Annotated in this window: 12 protein-coding genes; 6 read left to right on the plus strand and 6 right to left on the minus strand. The window is 56.7% G+C overall.

Going from position 1 to position 16,298, the window contains the following annotated elements:
* Position 1 precedes the first annotated feature (1 nt).
* Complete coding sequence (locus ATI45_RS09605) at positions 2-1,513, minus strand: NAD(P)H-hydrate dehydratase (RefSeq protein WP_098419300.1); 1,512 nt, start codon at positions 1,511-1,513, stop codon at positions 2-4.
* Positions 1,514-1,762: 249 nt separating this feature from the next.
* Between ATI45_RS09605 and queG the strand changes: the two genes are divergently transcribed.
* On the plus strand, positions 1,763-2,869 hold the full coding sequence (gene queG, locus ATI45_RS09610; protein ID WP_098419301.1) for a tRNA epoxyqueuosine(34) reductase QueG: 1,107 nt from the start codon (positions 1,763-1,765) through the stop codon (positions 2,867-2,869).
* A gap of 60 nt (positions 2,870-2,929) precedes the next feature.
* On the opposite strand, the gene orn is transcribed toward queG, so the two are convergent.
* The gene (orn, locus tag ATI45_RS09615) at positions 2,930-3,472 is read right to left on the minus strand and encodes an oligoribonuclease (protein WP_098419302.1); all 543 of its coding nucleotides are present in this window, start codon (positions 3,470-3,472) and stop codon (positions 2,930-2,932) included.
* Positions 3,473-3,646: 174 nt separating this feature from the next.
* Here orn and rsgA point away from each other — a divergent pair, with 174 nt between their 5' ends.
* On the plus strand, positions 3,647-4,717 hold the full coding sequence (rsgA, locus tag ATI45_RS09620; protein ID WP_098419303.1) for a small ribosomal subunit biogenesis GTPase RsgA: 1,071 nt from the start codon (positions 3,647-3,649) through the stop codon (positions 4,715-4,717).
* A gap of 90 nt (positions 4,718-4,807) precedes the next feature.
* Positions 4,808-5,677: an archaetidylserine decarboxylase gene (asd, locus tag ATI45_RS09625; protein ID WP_098419304.1), complete on the plus strand. Its 870-nt coding sequence runs from the start codon at positions 4,808-4,810 to the stop codon at positions 5,675-5,677.
* A gap of 32 nt (positions 5,678-5,709) precedes the next feature.
* On the opposite strand, the gene epmA is transcribed toward asd, so the two are convergent.
* Together epmA and efp are read right to left on the minus strand one after the other, a co-directional pair.
* Positions 5,710-6,678: an EF-P lysine aminoacylase EpmA gene (epmA, locus tag ATI45_RS09630; protein WP_098419305.1), complete on the minus strand. Its 969-nt coding sequence runs from the start codon at positions 6,676-6,678 to the stop codon at positions 5,710-5,712.
* 7 nt (positions 6,679-6,685) lie between these two features.
* Positions 6,686-7,258: an elongation factor P gene (efp, locus tag ATI45_RS09635; protein ID WP_098419306.1), complete on the minus strand. Its 573-nt coding sequence runs from the start codon at positions 7,256-7,258 to the stop codon at positions 6,686-6,688.
* A 45-nt stretch (positions 7,259-7,303) separates the two neighbouring features.
* On the opposite strand from efp, the gene epmB reads away from it, so the two are divergent.
* The 3 genes from epmB (at position 7,304) to ATI45_RS09650 (ending at position 12,534) form a co-directional block, all read left to right on the plus strand.
* The gene (gene epmB, locus ATI45_RS09640) at positions 7,304-8,356 is read left to right on the plus strand and encodes an EF-P beta-lysylation protein EpmB (protein WP_098419307.1); all 1,053 of its coding nucleotides are present in this window, start codon (positions 7,304-7,306) and stop codon (positions 8,354-8,356) included.
* 224 nt (positions 8,357-8,580) lie between these two features.
* Complete coding sequence (locus tag ATI45_RS09645) at positions 8,581-10,257, plus strand: GTPase (protein ID WP_323807648.1); 1,677 nt, start codon at positions 8,581-8,583, stop codon at positions 10,255-10,257.
* A 192-nt stretch (positions 10,258-10,449) separates the two neighbouring features.
* Positions 10,450-12,534 carry an EAL domain-containing protein gene (locus ATI45_RS09650; protein ID WP_098419308.1) on the plus strand — a complete coding sequence of 695 codons (2,085 nt, stop codon included), beginning with the start codon at positions 10,450-10,452 and terminating at the stop codon, positions 12,532-12,534.
* 38 nt (positions 12,535-12,572) lie between these two features.
* On the opposite strand, the gene serB is transcribed toward ATI45_RS09650, so the two are convergent.
* Together serB and parC are read right to left on the minus strand one after the other, a co-directional pair.
* Entirely contained in the window at positions 12,573-13,820 is a 1,248-nt protein-coding gene (gene serB, locus ATI45_RS09655; RefSeq protein ID WP_098419309.1) for a phosphoserine phosphatase SerB, read from the minus strand.
* Entirely contained in the window at positions 13,813-16,131 is a 2,319-nt protein-coding gene (parC, locus tag ATI45_RS09660; RefSeq protein ID WP_098419310.1) for a DNA topoisomerase IV subunit A, read from the minus strand. The genes serB and parC overlap by 8 nt, the downstream gene beginning before the upstream one ends.
* Positions 16,132-16,298 lie beyond the last annotated feature (167 nt).

The following is a 16,298-nucleotide window of genomic DNA, read 5'->3' on the forward strand; positions in this document are numbered from 1 at the left end:
TTCAATGCCCTGAGCAGACTAACACCCGGGGCAAAGCATCAATAACATCGGTTGGCTGCAGGCCCATATAGCCAAACTGCTGAGTTGCCAAGTTAGCTGCCGCCAGGTGCAGGGCTGCGGCCGTCACGACTGCCTGGGTCGAATCCGTCAGCTGAGCCAATAAACCACCCGCAATACCCGCCAGTACATCCCCCATCCCACCGGTAGCCAACCCCGGATTACTGCCGTTGACCACAAACATTTGACCATGCATGCTCGCAATCACGGTGCCGGCACCCTTAAGTAGAATGGTGCCTCCGTACCGCGACTGTAACTTGCGCGCTGCACTTAACCGGTCAATTTCCACCTCTGCAACAGTGCATCCCAGAAGGCGCGCAGCCTCCCCAGGGTGAGGAGTCAAAATACGATTGTCCGCGGCTACCGACGCTTTGTTCGCCATCAGGCCGCCCGCCATCAGATTTAAAGCGTCGGCATCCAGCACTTGCGGTTTGTTGCATGCCAACACCTGCTGCAGCATCTGTTGACCCCAGGCCGACTGGCCAAGGCCTGGCCCACAAACCACCACGGTTGCCGCCGCTAAAAGAGGTGCTAACTCAGAACCATGCACAACGCCGTGACTCATGACTGACGGACACCGGCTCAGGGCTGCAGCCACGTGTTCTTGCCGGGTCGCCAAGGAAACCAGCCCTGCACCGCTGCGGGCAGCAGCCTCTGCCACCAACAATCCCGCACCACCAAAACCAAGATCGCCGGCAACCACTAGCACATGGCCAAAATGGCCTTTGTGCGCGTTGGCAGCGCGCTTCGAAATACCCGAAGTAACGGAAGACCAGTCGGCCCGTGTGGCCAACACCGGCTCAGTGCAGCTACTAACCTGCTCGGCGACACCCAAATCTTCGAAAACCACCTCACCGCAAACCGCCGGGCCATGGCCGGTGAACAAGCCGGCTTTCAAACCAATAAAGGTTACCGTGGCGTCTGCCGCCACGACATCGCCCGCGGCTGCTCCGGTGGTGGCGTTGAGCCCCGAAGGGACGTCCAGCGCCAAAACACCCGCGGCCGACTGATTGCAAAGCACAACAACCCGCGCGAATTCACCCCGTGGTGCGCCATTCAGCCCCGTGCCCAACATGGCGTCTACCGTAACATCGGCCTGTTCCAGCAAACTCGTTAAATCCTTGTCCGCCAACTGCGCTGCAGTCTCCATGCTGATTTTCTGATCGCTCGCCCGCTGCCAGGCTTTACGGGCATCACCCTGCAGTTTGGCGGGGTCTGTTAACACCAGGCAAGTTACGCCCAGGCCGTGACGCAGAGCGCAAGTTGCCAATAAATAGCCATCGCCGCCATTGTTACCAGCCCCGCAAAGCACCAGCACTTGGCGACATTGGGGCCAGCGTCGCAGAAGCTGGCGAAAAGCACTGCGGGCAGCGGCCTGCATCAACTCAAAGCCATCAACTCCCTGTTCGTCAATCAAGTACCGGTCCAGATTGCGCACCGAACCGGCACTGTACAAAGCCTGAGGCAGACCCGCACCTTGCCCTGCGGGCGCTGACAGATCAGGCTCTGATAGACGGTACTCTGATAGACTGTGCCTTGCTGACCACGACATCGAACACCCCAAGCCAAAGAAACCGGTTTAAGACAAATTGCCAGCTGTCTGTAAAGCATAGCAAAACCACCAAAAAGGTCACAACTTAATCAAATTAAATCTGCACACTAACACCCGCAAAACGCGGATTCGCCAAACCTACACGGCCGGCCAATGACAGCATCACCTGCAACATCAACAACCTGCGCAAAAGACAGTCACCAGAAGGCAAATCTGCAGGCATTGGTGCAACAGATTCACGACTGGGCCCAAGAGCTGGGTTTTGCCGACCTGGGCATCACCGACGCCGATACCGGTGAGCACGCGGAGCGTCTTAAGCACTGGCTCGAACAGGGCTACCACGGCACCATGGATTACATGGCGAACCACGGCGATAAGCGCTATACCCCGGCATCGCTGGTTCCGGGTACCGCGCGCGTCATTTCCGTGCGTATGGATTACCTGACGCTGCCCGACAATCCACATCAGGCGCTACGCAATCGCGAAAACGCGTATATCAGCCGTTACACCCTGGGCCGTGATTACCACAAGCTGATGCGTAAACGGCTGGCACAGTTGGCCAAACGTATCGACAGCGCCCTTGAAGGCCACCAGCATCGCGCTTTTGTGGACAGCGCTCCGGTGCTCGAACGCGCTCTGGCCCAGCGTGCCGGGCTTGGCTGGATTGGCAAAAACAACATGGTAATACACCCCAAGGCAGGCTCGTTCTTTTTCCTCGGGGAGATTTATACCAGCGCGCCCCTGCCTGTAGACGCGCCCTTTACAACAGACCACTGCGGCAGCTGCTCGGCCTGCCTGCAGCTGTGTCCTACAAATGCCTTTGTAGACGCACACATGCTGGATGCGCGGCGCTGCATAAGCTACCTGACCATTGAACTGAAAGAGAGTATCCCGGAAGAGCTGCGCCCGCTGATGGGCAATCGAGTGTTTGGCTGCGACGACTGTCAGCTGGTGTGCCCGTGGAACAAGTTCAGCAAACACTCTGAGGAAGACGACTTCAAACCCCGCCACGGCCTGGATAACACGTCTCTGGCGGCGTTGATGATGTGGAGCGAAGAACAGTTTTTGCAGCGTACAGAAGGCTCGGCTATTCGCCGCACCGGTTATCACGGCTGGTTGCGCAATCTGGCAGTCGGGCTGGGCAACGCCCCTACCACCATTCCGGTAATAGAAGCGCTGCGGGCGCGGCAGGATTATCCGTCTGAGATGGTGCGCGAGCACGTAGAGTGGGCGCTGGCCCAACACGGCCTGGCGCCTTGAAAGGCACCCCTTGCAGTCTGAGCACTTGTATGGCTTGAGCGCAGCTGAATTTAAATGACCTTACAGTTTGAAAAAGTGCTCGCGATAGTGGCGCAGCTCATTGATAGAATCGCGAATATCGTCCAGCGCCAAATGATTACCCTGTTTCTTAACCCCGTCCAGTACATCCGGGCGCCAGCGCCGTGCCAGCTCTTTAATGGTGGACACATCCAGGTTGCGATAGTGGAAAAACTCTTCCAGCTGTGGCATGTACTTCACCAGAAAGCGCCGGTCCTGGCCGATGCTGTTGCCGCACAGCGGGGAATCACCCGGTTCCAGGTGTTCGCGCAAAAACGCCAGGGTTTGCTGCTCGGCCTCGGCTTCGCTGATGCGACTGCCTTTTACCCGCTGGGTCAGACCACTTTCGCCGTGGGTACGGGTACACCATTCGTCCATCGCGTCCATCAGAGCGTCAGACTGATGCACCGCAAGCACCGGGCCTTCGGCAATCAGATTGAGTTCGGAATCGGTAATCAAGGTAGCCATTTCAATAATGCGCTCCTGCTCCGGATCCAGACCTGTCATTTCCAGGTCAATCCAGACCAGGCGATTGCCCTTTGCCATCGATATCTCTCCTGCGTGGTGCTAACGGTAAAATCCGGAATTTATCAGCGCAACAGTCGGTAGTGCAGTCGCTAAACCGATAGTATGCCAAGTAGTATGACAAATAATATGCCAATATGATGACACAGCAGCTTTGAAACAACCCCGAAACTTTATCTGGTTAATGAAAACTCTATGGCAAAACGGCGACTCAACAAACAGCAACAATGGCGCATCGAAAAAATTCAGGGCGAACGGACAGCACGCGCCGCGCGCAAGGAAGAACAGGTAAAAGATCAGGTCGATGCGGGTGAGTTAGGGCCGGAAGTTCAAGGTTTGATTATTGCGCACTACGGCCAGCAGCTGGACGTAGAAGCCCTTGAAGGCGAGCAACAAGGCACCGTTGTGCGCTGCTTTGTGCGCGCCAATATCGACAGCCTGGTCACCGGCGACAAAGTCATCTGGCGCTCCGGTAAAAATCTGACCGGGGTAATCGTCGCTCGCTGCGAACGCCTCAACCTGCTGCAACGGCCGGATAACTTCGGCGCGCTGAAACCGGTGGCGGCGAATATTGACTACATCATTCTGGTGATTGCCCCCGAGCCCGAGCCCCACGACAACCTGATTGACCGCTATCTGGTGGCATCAGAAACCACCGACATTCCAGCAATATTGCTACTGAACAAGACCGACCTGATCAACGACGACAACCGCGACGCCATAGACGCACTGTTGGCGCGCTATGAAGCACTGGGCTACCAGGTGGTTCGCACTTCCGCCGCCCTGGCCGGCAACCAGCCGCCGCCGGAGGTGGAAGCCCTGGTGAAAGATCGCACAACGGTGTTTGTGGGTCAGTCCGGGGTGGGTAAATCGTCCATTATCCAAACCCTGTTGCCCGATGAGGAGCTGCGGGTGGGCGCAGTGTCCCAGAGCACCGGCAAAGGCATTCACACCACCACCACCGCCAAGCTGTTCCATCTGCCCATCGGCGGCGACCTGATCGACTCGCCGGGCATCCGCGAGTTTGGCCTGTGGCACATGACACCGCAAGAAATCGAGTACGGCTTTCGTGAAATTCGCGACCTGATGGGCTACTGCAAATTCCGCAACTGCCGCCATGCCGGCGACCCCGGTTGCGCTATTGATGCCGCCGCGGAAGACGGCCGCCTGAGCCCGGAACGCAAAAGGAGCTTCCACCGTATTTTACAAGCTATGGCAGAGCAGCAGGCTCGCGGCCTAAAACTGGACCAACCCGGAACACGGTAGCACCTGAAATTTTGTGCGTTGGGGTATAAGCCTGTTGATGAAATGGGCCGTTTGCTAAACTTCGCGCCATCGTAGCCAAAGGATTTTCTGATGATGGAAAAGCTGTTTGTTCTAAGCCAGTATCTTACGCCCCAGCTCTCGCTTTCCCGCCTTGCTGGGCGCCTGGCTGACAGCACCGGTACACCAGCTTTGCGCAGCCGCTTCATACGCTGGTTTATTAACCGCTATGACGTAAACATGAGCGAAGCTGAAAACAGCGACCCAGATTCATACAGCAGCTTCAATGATTTTTTTACCCGAGCACTCAAGCCTGGCTTGCGGCCAATTGAGGGTAACGAAAGCACGCTGATTAGCCCGGTAGACGGTTGCGTCAGCCAGTTGGGCAATATAAGCGGGGGCCGCATCTTTCAGGCCAAGGGCCAATCGTTCAGCCTGCTGGAACTGTTAGGCGGTGACCAGCAACGGGCCGATATCTTTGCCGAAGGTGAATTCGCCACCATTTACCTGGCCCCCGGTGACTATCACCGGATTCACATGCCAATGGCCGGACAACTGCGGGAAATGGTGCACGTGCCCGGCAGCCTGTTCTCGGTAAATCCGGCAACTGCAGCCAACGTGCCCAACCTGTTTGCCCGCAATGAGCGCGTGGTATGCCTGTTTGATACCGCAACCGGACCAATGGCACTGGTATTGGTGGGCGCAATGATTGTCGGCAGTGTGGAAACACCCTGGGCCGGCGTCGTGAAACCGGGAGCGGCGCCAGGCGATGGCGGTGTCAGCCAGCAGAACTACAACGGCGAGCAGGCCCTCAAGTTTGCGCGGGGTGAGGAAATGGGCCGCTTCCGCCTGGGTTCTACAGTCGTGATGGTGATGCCAAAAGGCCGAGCGCAGTGGAATGATGCCCAAAAACCCGGAAAAAAAGTGCGGTTAGGCGAAGCTTTCGGTCAGGTCGAAGCCTGAAGTTTGAAGTTTGAACTTGAAAACTGTCGCGCTCAGGCGCTAGCGAATGGGAAGGCCAGCACCTCATCAATCGAGCTGGCACCCAGTTTCAGCATCAACAATCGGTCCAGCCCCAGGGCAACGCCGGCGCAATCGGGTAAACCGCTGTCTATCGCGGCCAAAAAAGCGTCGTCTTGTTCCATGGCTGCCTGGCCGCGGGTCTGTCGCAGCCGGTTATCCGCTGCAAAACGCCGGCGTTGCTCATCCGCATCCGTCAGCTCCCAGTAGCCGTTACACAACTCCAGTCCATTGATATACAGCTCAAAGCGATGAGCTACCGCAAAATCGCCAACCTGGCTGGTGCGCGCCAGCGAGGCCTGTGACGCCGGATACTGGTGGATAAACACCGGGCAATCCAAGCCTAACTTGGGCTCCACCGCAAAACTCATCAGTAAATCCAGGCAGTCATCGCGGCTCATACCCACAAGCTGCTGCGGCTCCATCCATTGCCCGCAGCGGGCGTGCAGCTGCGCATCGGTGCAGGTGAACGGATCAATATCCGCCCAGCGGCGAAGCGCTTCGCGATAACTCAGAGTTTCCGGTCGCAAGCAGTCAAGCCAGGAACACACCAGGTCCGCTACTTCGTTCATCAGCGCCTGGTCATCAAAGCCGCAACGGTACCATTCCAGCATGGAAAATTCGGGGTTATGCCGGCGCCCGCTTTCACCGTCGCGAAACACTTTTGTAACCTGGTAGATATCGCCACAACCGGCCGCCAGCAGGCGCTTCATGTGGTATTCCGGGGACGTCTGCAACCACCCGCCTTGACGGCCCGCTGCGTTAACCCGGGCAGCAATACCGCTCAGATTGGGATCAGTAACGCCGCAGCGGCCAAGCACCGGGGTTTCAACCTCCAGCACCTGGCGCTGCGTAAAAAAACCGCGCACAAACGACAATTGTTGTGCTCGGCTTTTCAGGGCTCGGCTGGCAGCGCTGGGCTGCCAGCTGTTAACGTTGCTCATCAACGCCCTAGTTTTTAACCCGGTTCATATATTCACCGGTGCGTGTATCTACTTTCAACACTTCACCAATGGTAATAAACAGCGGCACGCTTACCACCGCGCCAGTAGACAAAGTGGCCGGTTTGGAGCCGCCCTGGGCGGTATCGCCTTTCATGCCCGGATCGGTTTCAACCACTTCCAGCTCGACAAAATTCGGCGGCGTAATCGTCAGCGGCGCACCATTGAACAAGGTAACCGTGTATACCTCCTGTTCTTTTAGCCACTTCAAGGTGTCGCCCACGGCTTTTCCATCTGCCGCGTACTGTTCAAACGAACCATCGGTGAGCATGAAGTGCCAGAATTCGCCGTCGGTGTACAGGTATTCCATGTCCTGATCCATCACGTCTGCACCTTCCAGGCTTTCGTTGGACTTGAAGGTACGGTCCCACACCCGGTTGGTCATCAGGTTGCGCAGGCGCACCCGGCTGAAGCCCTGGCCTTTACCGGGTTTTACAAATTCGTTTTCCAGAATGATGCAGGGGTCGCCTTCAAACAAAACCTTAAGACCGCCGCGAAATTCGTTGGTAGAATATGAAGCCATGAAATGTCCACCTGCCAATAGGCTGTTCAGAATTTTAAGGCCGCTATGATACAGCGAACCCCCGTACGTATAGAAGCCCAGGCTTACCCGGAGCCTGGGGAAAATTCAGAGACCGCCAGCTGGCAACAGATTTTAGCCAGCTCCATCAACCGTCCGGCAGAACTGCTGGAACGCCTGGGGCTCTGCCCTGATCAATGGCTGGCCGGTGCCGATGCCGGGCACCGGCTGTTTTCAATACGGGTGCCCGAGCCTTTTTTGGCGCGCATGGAATACGGCAACCCTGACGACCCCTTGCTGCGTCAGGTATTACCATTAATAGACGAAACCCGCGCTCTGGCCGGATTTGTCGACGACCCACTGGCCGAAGCCGACGCCATGGCAACAACGGGGCTGATCCGCAAATACAAAAGCCGAGCCCTGCTTATGGTAACCGGGCAGTGTGCCATTAATTGCCGCTACTGTTTCCGCCGCCACTTCCCCTACAACGAGCAACGGTTAAATCCGCAAGACCGCCAAACCGTATTGGACACGCTGGCAGGCAGCCCGGAAATTAACGAAGTGATTTTCAGCGGAGGCGACCCCCTGGCCGCCAATGACAAATTGCTGGCGCAATGGGCCCAGGCCCTGGACCAAATCCCCCACCTGCGCAGGCTGAGGATTCACACCCGGCTGCCGGTGGTGATTCCGCAGCGGGTTTGTGATTCGCTGCTACAATGGATTCGTGCTACCCGTTTGCGGGTGGTTGTGGTGCTTCATATCAACCATCCCGCGGAAATCGACCAACCTACTGTACAGGCCCTGAAAAGGTTAACCGAGGCAGGTGTGACCCTGTTGAATCAAAGTGTTATCCTTCGCGGCGTAAATGACAGCGCCGACGTACTGGAACAACTCAGCGAAAGGCTGTTCGATGCCGGTGTTCTGCCCTACTACTTGCACGCGTTTGATCCTGTGGCCGGGGCCCACCATTTTGCCGTTCCGGACAGCGAGGCCAAGGCGCTAACACGCGACCTGCTAGAGCGCCTGCCAGGATTTCTGGTGCCACGCCTGGTGCGCGAGTTACCCGGCGCTGGCAGCAAAACGCCTCTTGATTTGGGGTAAAGCGAAACCGCTTACTTTGTAAAAGATTGTCAACTCGTTGATTTTCGCTTTCCGTATTGGCTTTACTGACCTACATTACGCAATAAATATATCTATATATTACCCCGGGCGTTGACACTCAACATGGAAGGCACCTCTCTGAAACCAGATATCCGGGTACCGGAGCAAAAAACCGCAAGCCTTTCATTCCCAAAGCTTTCAAACAATGGGTGGGGTTGCTGCCTATGGCCAATATTGGCGAAGTGTCGCGCCAGCTCTATCACGCCATTATTGAACTGAATCAGCTTTTTTTGTCGCCACAGCAACGCTTGCAACTGCTGGAGATTATTCGCGAAAAAATCCACTTTGTGTGCGCAGAGCTGTCCCGTCATTTCATCGGCACCGCGGTATCACTGCCGGAAAAGCAGCGCAAAATCGCCAATCTGGCGCAGGCCCTGCAATTACACCTGTCCGGCGGTTACAAACTCTGCGTATTGGAACTGTTGGATGCCGGCAACCCGGATAAAAGCCGCAAGGTTCTGGCCATCGCCGTTCACCGCAGCATTGCCGAGCTGTCAGGCACCATACTGCGGGCGTATCAGCTTTATTGCCCTACCCCACCAAACAGCTGGCTGGATTGTCATAAACTTTACCGGTTTGCGCTTGCGCACCAGTTAACCGCTATTGAGGTCAGCGACGCCACTCTTAGCCGGCGCAATTCAAGCAGCATTGAAGGTGCCTACAAACGCCTTTTATTGTTGGGTTGCGCCCGCCCTAATCAGCTGCGCCAAACAGAACTGAGCCAGCTTTTTACACTGCTGGAACCCTGGACCGATCTGACGGATTTCGCTCCCGGATCCCAAGGTGACAGCTTGTTTATGGTAAATATGAGCGCAGACAAGTCGCCGGTCTACCGCAGCCTGCTGGACACTGCCGACAAAGGCGACTTTTTCAGTTTTGACAGCCGCCGCCTGTCGGCCCAAATTAGCTTGGCCATTCAAACAGTTGATAGCAAAGAAACCAGCGAACTGCCGCTGCAGCCACATACCAGTGACGCCCTGCTGGCACACCTCACCCAGGCGCTGGGTACGCTTGCCAAACGCAATTTTAACCGCGTAACCAGCCATGGCAGCCTCGAGCTGTGTGTCGGGCTGACCGCCGTGCACTATTTTATGGCGGGCCGCAAAACCCTGAACGACTTCACCCGACAGCCCGAAGCGGAAGACACCGAAGACAACATGTTTATCCGCAGCTCTATTCGAAGAAACGACGCATGGGCTGGCGCGCACGATGCGGGCGCTAGAAACGATGGCATGTCGGTCGATAATACCCCTATCGACTTCACTAGCGCCAGCACCCGTACCGATTCGGCACTCAAAAACGCGCCTCGCGCCTGCCGCTCAGAAATAGTCAATACCAGCCCCGGCGGCTTTTGCATTGCCTGGGACAGCCAAATACCCAGCAGCCTGCAGACAGGCGAAATTCTAGGCGTAAGGGAGCAAAGCTCGCAACCTTGGAGTGTTGCCGTGGTTCGCTGGATTCGCCAGATTAAAAATGAGGGCACGCAGATTGGTATTGAACTACAGGCACCCAGGGCGACACCTTGCGCGGTGCGCCTGATCCAGAAACTGGGTAACAGTAGCGAGTACTTACGCGGGCTGATGCTGCCGGAAATCAGCGTCATTAACCAACCTGCCACGTTGATTGTGCCGCGGCTGCCCTTTCAATCTGGAAATCGTATTACCCTGCTGATTGATGATCAGGAAGAACAAGGCCAGTTGCTGAAAAAAATGACGGCGACCGGCAGCATCAGCCAATTTGAAATAAAACTTCAGAGCAGGCCTGACGCTAAAACCAGCACCAACAGAGCCAGCCCTGCCACCAGCGAAGACGAATTCGATTCGCTCTGTCCCTCGCTGTAACACGGGTAATCTCTTTGTATCATAGTGTCTGACCGTGCTCCGTGGATCAGAGTTTCGTATGTCTTAACTCAGCGCCAGGCCAGTGCCGGACTTGTTATTACCCGGCAACCTCTTCATCACTCATACTCATCCAGGAGCCCGGCCTTGTCAGCGGCCCGGCTCCGTCAGTGTGCAGCACGAGATTGTCGAGTCATGCAGAAGAAAGCCTCCACCGTTCATATGCTTATTCTGGATCCATCGCTGAATGACGCGGAAAACCTGATCAGCCTGTTACGCAATTCCGGTCGCGCTACCCGGGCCCATCGTGTTACCTCTGAGGAAGACCTGGAAGAAACGCTCAAAAGTGGCAACTGGGACATCTTACTGGCGCGGGACACAGAACAGGAATGCCCGGTAGACGCAGCGTTAGCCATGTTGCGGCTGCTTGGCAAAGACATTCCTTTCATATTACTGACCGATGACTACGACGCCGCCCGCGCCACGGCCGTTCTTAAAGCCGGCGGACAAGATACGGTACCTTACACCGAACAGGCACTGCTGGTACTGGTGGTGAATCGGGAACTGGCAGACCTTGACGAGCGCCGCCGTCGCCGGCTTTTGGAATCTCACCTGCGCGACGCCGAACATCGCTGCCAACGCCTGTTGGAAAGCTCAAAAGACGCCATTGCCTATGTCATTGAAGGCATGCACGTTTACGCTAATGAATCCTATCTGGAGTTTCTGGGTTACGACGACATCGACGAACTGATGTGTATCCCGGTACTGGACACCCTCGGCAGCCAGAGCCAGGACGACTACCGCCAACTGACCAAAGGCTTTACCGACCAAAGTAGCGAGCGAGTAAGCCAAAAAGTGACTGCGCGGCGCAGTGACGGCCGCGAGTTGGCCGCCAATATTCAGGCCTCAGCCGCCACCTTTGACGGCGAACGCTGCACCCAGATTGTGCTGCGGCCGGAACACAACGGCGAAGAACTGGAAGAAAAGCTGAGGAAAATCAGCAATCAGGACCTGCTTACCGGCCTGTATAACCGCCCGTTCTTCATGACCTCGCTAGCGGAAGCTATTACCCAAGCCGGTGCCAGTAGCGAAGCTGGCGCCCTGGCTTATATTTCATTGGATAACTTTGCGCCGCTGAAGCGGGACGTTGGCATTGCCGGCGTTGATTTTTTGCTGCGTGATCTGGCCACTCTGCTGCGCGATCAGGTAGGTGCAGACATTATCCTGGCGCGCCTGGGCGACGACTCGCTCGCACTGTTGTGCCTGCCGTTCAGCGAAAATGACATGGTCAGCCTGGCACAAAAAATCTGCACAGCCATTGAGGGTTCGCTGTTCGATGTCGACGGCCGCTCGGTGCAGCTCACGGTGAGTATCGGCGTTGCTGCCATCACCGAAAAGGCACCCAAAGCCGAAGAGTTGATGGCCCACGCGCACCGCGCTTCAGCCGAACTGAAAAAGCAGAACGAGCAAACCCCCGGCAACGGCGTGCGGGTACACAATTCCGACGAACACCGCATACTCAGCGATAACACTGCCATAGACAGCATACACCGCGCTCTGGACAACGATCAGTTTCGCCTGCTATTTCAGCCCGTTATCAATCTGCGCGGGGAAAACGAAGAACACTACGAAGTTTACGTGCGCATGCTGGACGACAAGGGCGAAGATGTGTCGCCTTACGACTTCTTGCCACCCCTGGGGCCCACAGACACGGCTATGAAGGTCGACCACTGGGTCTTCTTGCAAGCCATAAAAAAACTGGCTGCGCACCGCGTGAAAGGCCAGAACGCCCGGCTGTTTCTGAACGTGACCGCTGAAACCCTGCACGACAAAACCTTCACACCCTGGCTTAGCGTGGCGTTAAAAGCCGCGCGCCTGCCCGGTGAAACACTGATATTTCAGCTCCGCGAATGCGACGCCAACAATTTCAAAAAACAGGCAAAAGACTTCGCAAAAGCCCTCCACCAGCTGCATTGCAAGGTCTCCATAACCCAGTTTGGCTGCGCCCTGAACCCGTTTCATGCGCTCAACCATATCGACACCGACTACGTAAAAATAGACGGCTCGTTTACCGAGGAGCTGCAGAGTGATCAGGACGCCCGCGAACATCTCAAGGAAATGGTGCAGTCACTGCAAAGCGCCGGCAAGCTGTCGATTGTGCCGCTGGTAGAAAGCGCCGGCATACTGGCCACCCTGTGGCAGGCCGGGGTAAATTACATTCAGGGCTTCTATCTACAGCCTCCCACCCCCGAAATGACCTACGATTTCAGCGACAACTGATCCCCAGGCGCTCTTTCAGGCACTGATTCAGGCACTGCTTATAGCACCGTGTCATGGTCCCTTGGCGGTTGCATCTGATGATTGGTCTCGCTTTCGCGAAACCCAATCAGGTACAGAATGGCGTCCAGCCCGAGCGTTGAAATGGCGTGACGGGCAGATTCTTTGACCACGGGTTTGGCACGGAACGCCACGCCCAAGCCAGCTTCGCTGAGCATTGGCAAATCATTCGCGCCATCACCCACTGCAATCACCTGTTCGTGGGAAATGTGTTCTTTTTTCGCAATTTCCAGCAGGAGTTCGGCCTTGCGCGCGCCGTCAACAATAGTTCCAGACACCCGCCCGGTTACTTTACCGCCTACAATCTCCAACTCGTTGGCGTACACATAATCAATGCCCAGCTGACGCTGAAGGTTGCGGGCGAAGTAGGTAAAGCCGCCCGACAGAATCGCCGTGCGGTAACCCAACGCCTTCAGGCTTCGAATCAGGTGCTCGGCGCCTTCTGTCATCTTCAAGCGCGCGGCAACCCGCTCCAGAACTGACTCATCCAGCCCCTTCAACAGCGCCAGGCGCTCAGCAAAGCTCTGGCTGAAGTCCAGCTCACCCAGCATGGCACGCTCGGTGATGGCTGCCACCTGCGGCCCTACACCAGCCTCCACCGCAAGTTCATCAATCACCTCGGCTTCAATCAGGGTGGAATCCATATCGAATACCACCAGACGGCGGTTGCGGCGGAAAATAGAATCTTCCTGAAACGCGATATCCACGTTCATTTCGCCGGCAAGGTGCAAAAAGTCGGCTCTTAACTGAGCCAGATTGTCTGGCGTACCACGTACTGAAAATTCGACGCAAGCCGTGCGGTTTTCATCCACGTTCAGTGACGGCCGCGCCGACAGGCGCGTGATATTGTCGATATTGAGCTGGTGGCGCGCGGTAATCGCCGACACCCGCGCAATCTGCTCGGCGGTTATGTCCCGAGCCAGCAAGGTGACAATGTAGCAGGCGCGATTGCGGCCCTGAGCCCACTGCTGATACTCCTCGGGGGTAATCGGCGCAAACCGCACCTGCAGATCCAGGGCATGCAAGCGAAATAGCAGATCGCGGATTACCGGTGACGAGTGAGACGCGTCTGGAATCTGGATCAGAATTCCCCAGGTCAGGTAGTCGTGAATCACCGCCTGGCCGATGTCCAGAATGCGCACCTCGTACTGGCCCATAATACCGGTAATCTCGGAGGTCAGGCCGGGCTTGTCGCGCCCGGAAACGTTGATCAGAACCAGTTCACTCACTGTCTGCTTGCTCCTGTTGATGGGCCGCACCGGTTGCCGCCACCCCTACAGCCACAACCCCGATACGGTCAACCCGTTGCAGGCCCCGTGGCAGCTTGTGGCCGCGGCGGCCACGCTCGCCCAGATAATGCTCAAGATCGCTGAACTGAAGGCTCATTTTGCGTTTACCGGCGTGAATTTCGAGCTGGTCGCTGTGGGCGAATACCGCTACCGCGACCACGAACTCGTCACGGGACTGCACTCGCGCCGACGGAATACTGATCAGCTTGTTGCCTTTGCCTTTGACCAGTTCCGGCAGTTCTGTGAGTGGGAACACCAACATCCGGCCTTCGTTAGAGACCGCGGCCAAGTAAAGGGTCTCGCGGCTTTCAGGCGCCATCAACGGCACTATCACCGGCGCCATAAGGCGCGCACCCTTAGGCACACTGACCAGGGTCTTACCGTTGCGATTCTTGCTCAGCATGTCACCCAGCGAGGTTGCAAAGCCATAACCTCCATCGGTCACCAGCACCACCTTGCGCTGGCTGTCGCCCATCAGCAAGCCGCGGAATTGAGCGCCCGGCGGCGGGTTGATGTGCCCGCTCAGCGGTTCGCCCTGACCTCTCGCTGACGGCAGGCTGTGAGCCATCAGGGCGTAGGCGCGCCCGGTCGAGTCAAGAAAAATAACCTGCTGATTATTGCGCCCGTGTACCTGCAAAGAAAACTTGTCACCGGCCTTGTAACTCAGACCCAGCGGATCGATATCGTGGCCTTTGGCCGCTCGCACCCAGCCTTTTTCAGACAGCACAACCGTGACAGGATCGTTGGACACCAGGTCAATATTACTAAACGCCCGCGATTCACCACGTTCTACGATCGGTGAACGGCGGTCATCGCCGTAAGTTTCGGCGTCTTGCTGCAATTCGGTTTTAATCAGCTTCCGCAGCTTTTTCTCGGAGCCCAGAATGGATTGCAAGTGATCGCGTTCGGTGGCCAGTTCATCCTGTTCACCGCGGATTTTCATTTCCTCCAGCTTCGCCAGGTGGCGCAACTTCAGTTCTAAAATTGCCTCGGCCTGATCCGCCGACAGTGAAAATCGCGCTATCAACTCGGCTTTGGGTTTATCCTCATAGCGGATAATTTCGATCACTTCGTCCAGATTCAGGTAGGCAATCAGCAAGCCTTCCAACAAGTGCAGGCGTGCCAGCACTTTATCCAGCCGGTATTGCAGGCGCCTTATCACCGTGGCGCGGCGGAACGTGAGCCACTCGGTCAGCATCTGCACCAGGCCTTTCACCCCAGGGCGGCCATCGTTACCAATCACGTTGATATTCACCCGATAAGGCTTTTCCAGATCGGTACTGGCAAACAAATGTGCCATCAGGCCTTCGGCGTCTACCCGGTTTGAACGGGGCACAATCACCAGCCGGGTGGGGTTTTCGTGGTCTGATTCATCGCGCAAATCCGCCACCATGGACAGCTTTTTGGCCTGCATCTGCTGGGCAATCTGCTCCAGCACCCGGTTACCGGATACCTGATGGGGCAAGTCAGTGATCACCAGGTCGCCGCCTTCACTCACCCAGCGCGCACGCATGCGCAGCGAACCGCGGCCGGTTTCGTACATTTGCAGCAGGTCTTTACGGGGGGTAATAATTTCCGCCCGGGTAGGGTAATCCGGGCCCTGGATGTATTCGCACAGCTGTTCTACCGTGGCATCCGGCGCGTCCAGCAGGTGAATACAGGCAGCGGTCACTTCGCGCACGTTGTGGGGCGGTATGTCGGTCGCCATACCCACGGCTATGCCCGTGGTGCCATTAAGCAACACGTGGGGCAAGCGCGCCGGCAGTATCGAAGGCTCGTCCATGGTGCCGTCAAAGTTGGGCACCCAATCGGCCGTACCCTGGCCCAGTTCGCTCAGCAGCACATCGGCAAATCGAGCCAGGCGGGATTCGGTGTAGCGCATGGCGGCAAACGATTTGGGGTCGTCTGGCGAGCCCCAGTTGCCCTGGCCATCCACCAGCGGGTAACGGTATGAAAATGGCTGCGCCATCAACACCATGGCTTCGTAACAGGCGCTGTCGCCGTGGGGGTGGAATTTACCCAACACGTCGCCCACGGTGCGGGCCGACTTTTTGTATTTGGACGTCGATTTCAGGCCCAGTTCGGACATGGCGTAAATAATGCGCCGCTGAACCGGCTTCAGCCCGTCCCCGACATTGGGAAGAGCGCGATCAAGAATGACGTACATGGAGTAGTCAAGATAGGCTTTTTCCGTGTAGTCCCTGAGCGCAACCCGCTCAAAGCCCTCATCCGTTGTCTGAAACTCTGGCATGGATGCCTCTTTTGCCTGAATTATCTGAAGGAAATACAAAGCTGCCAACGCCGTGCGCGGTCAGTCTGGGACGGCACATTATATGGAGCCGGCGGCGGATACACCAATTCCAATAGCGGAATTCCCGAATGGAGCGGTTTCCGTAATCATCGTATGCTCCTCGGCAG

This window comes from Marinobacter sp. LV10MA510-1, assembly GCF_002563885.1.
Classification (GTDB): domain Bacteria; phylum Pseudomonadota; class Gammaproteobacteria; order Pseudomonadales; family Oleiphilaceae; genus Marinobacter.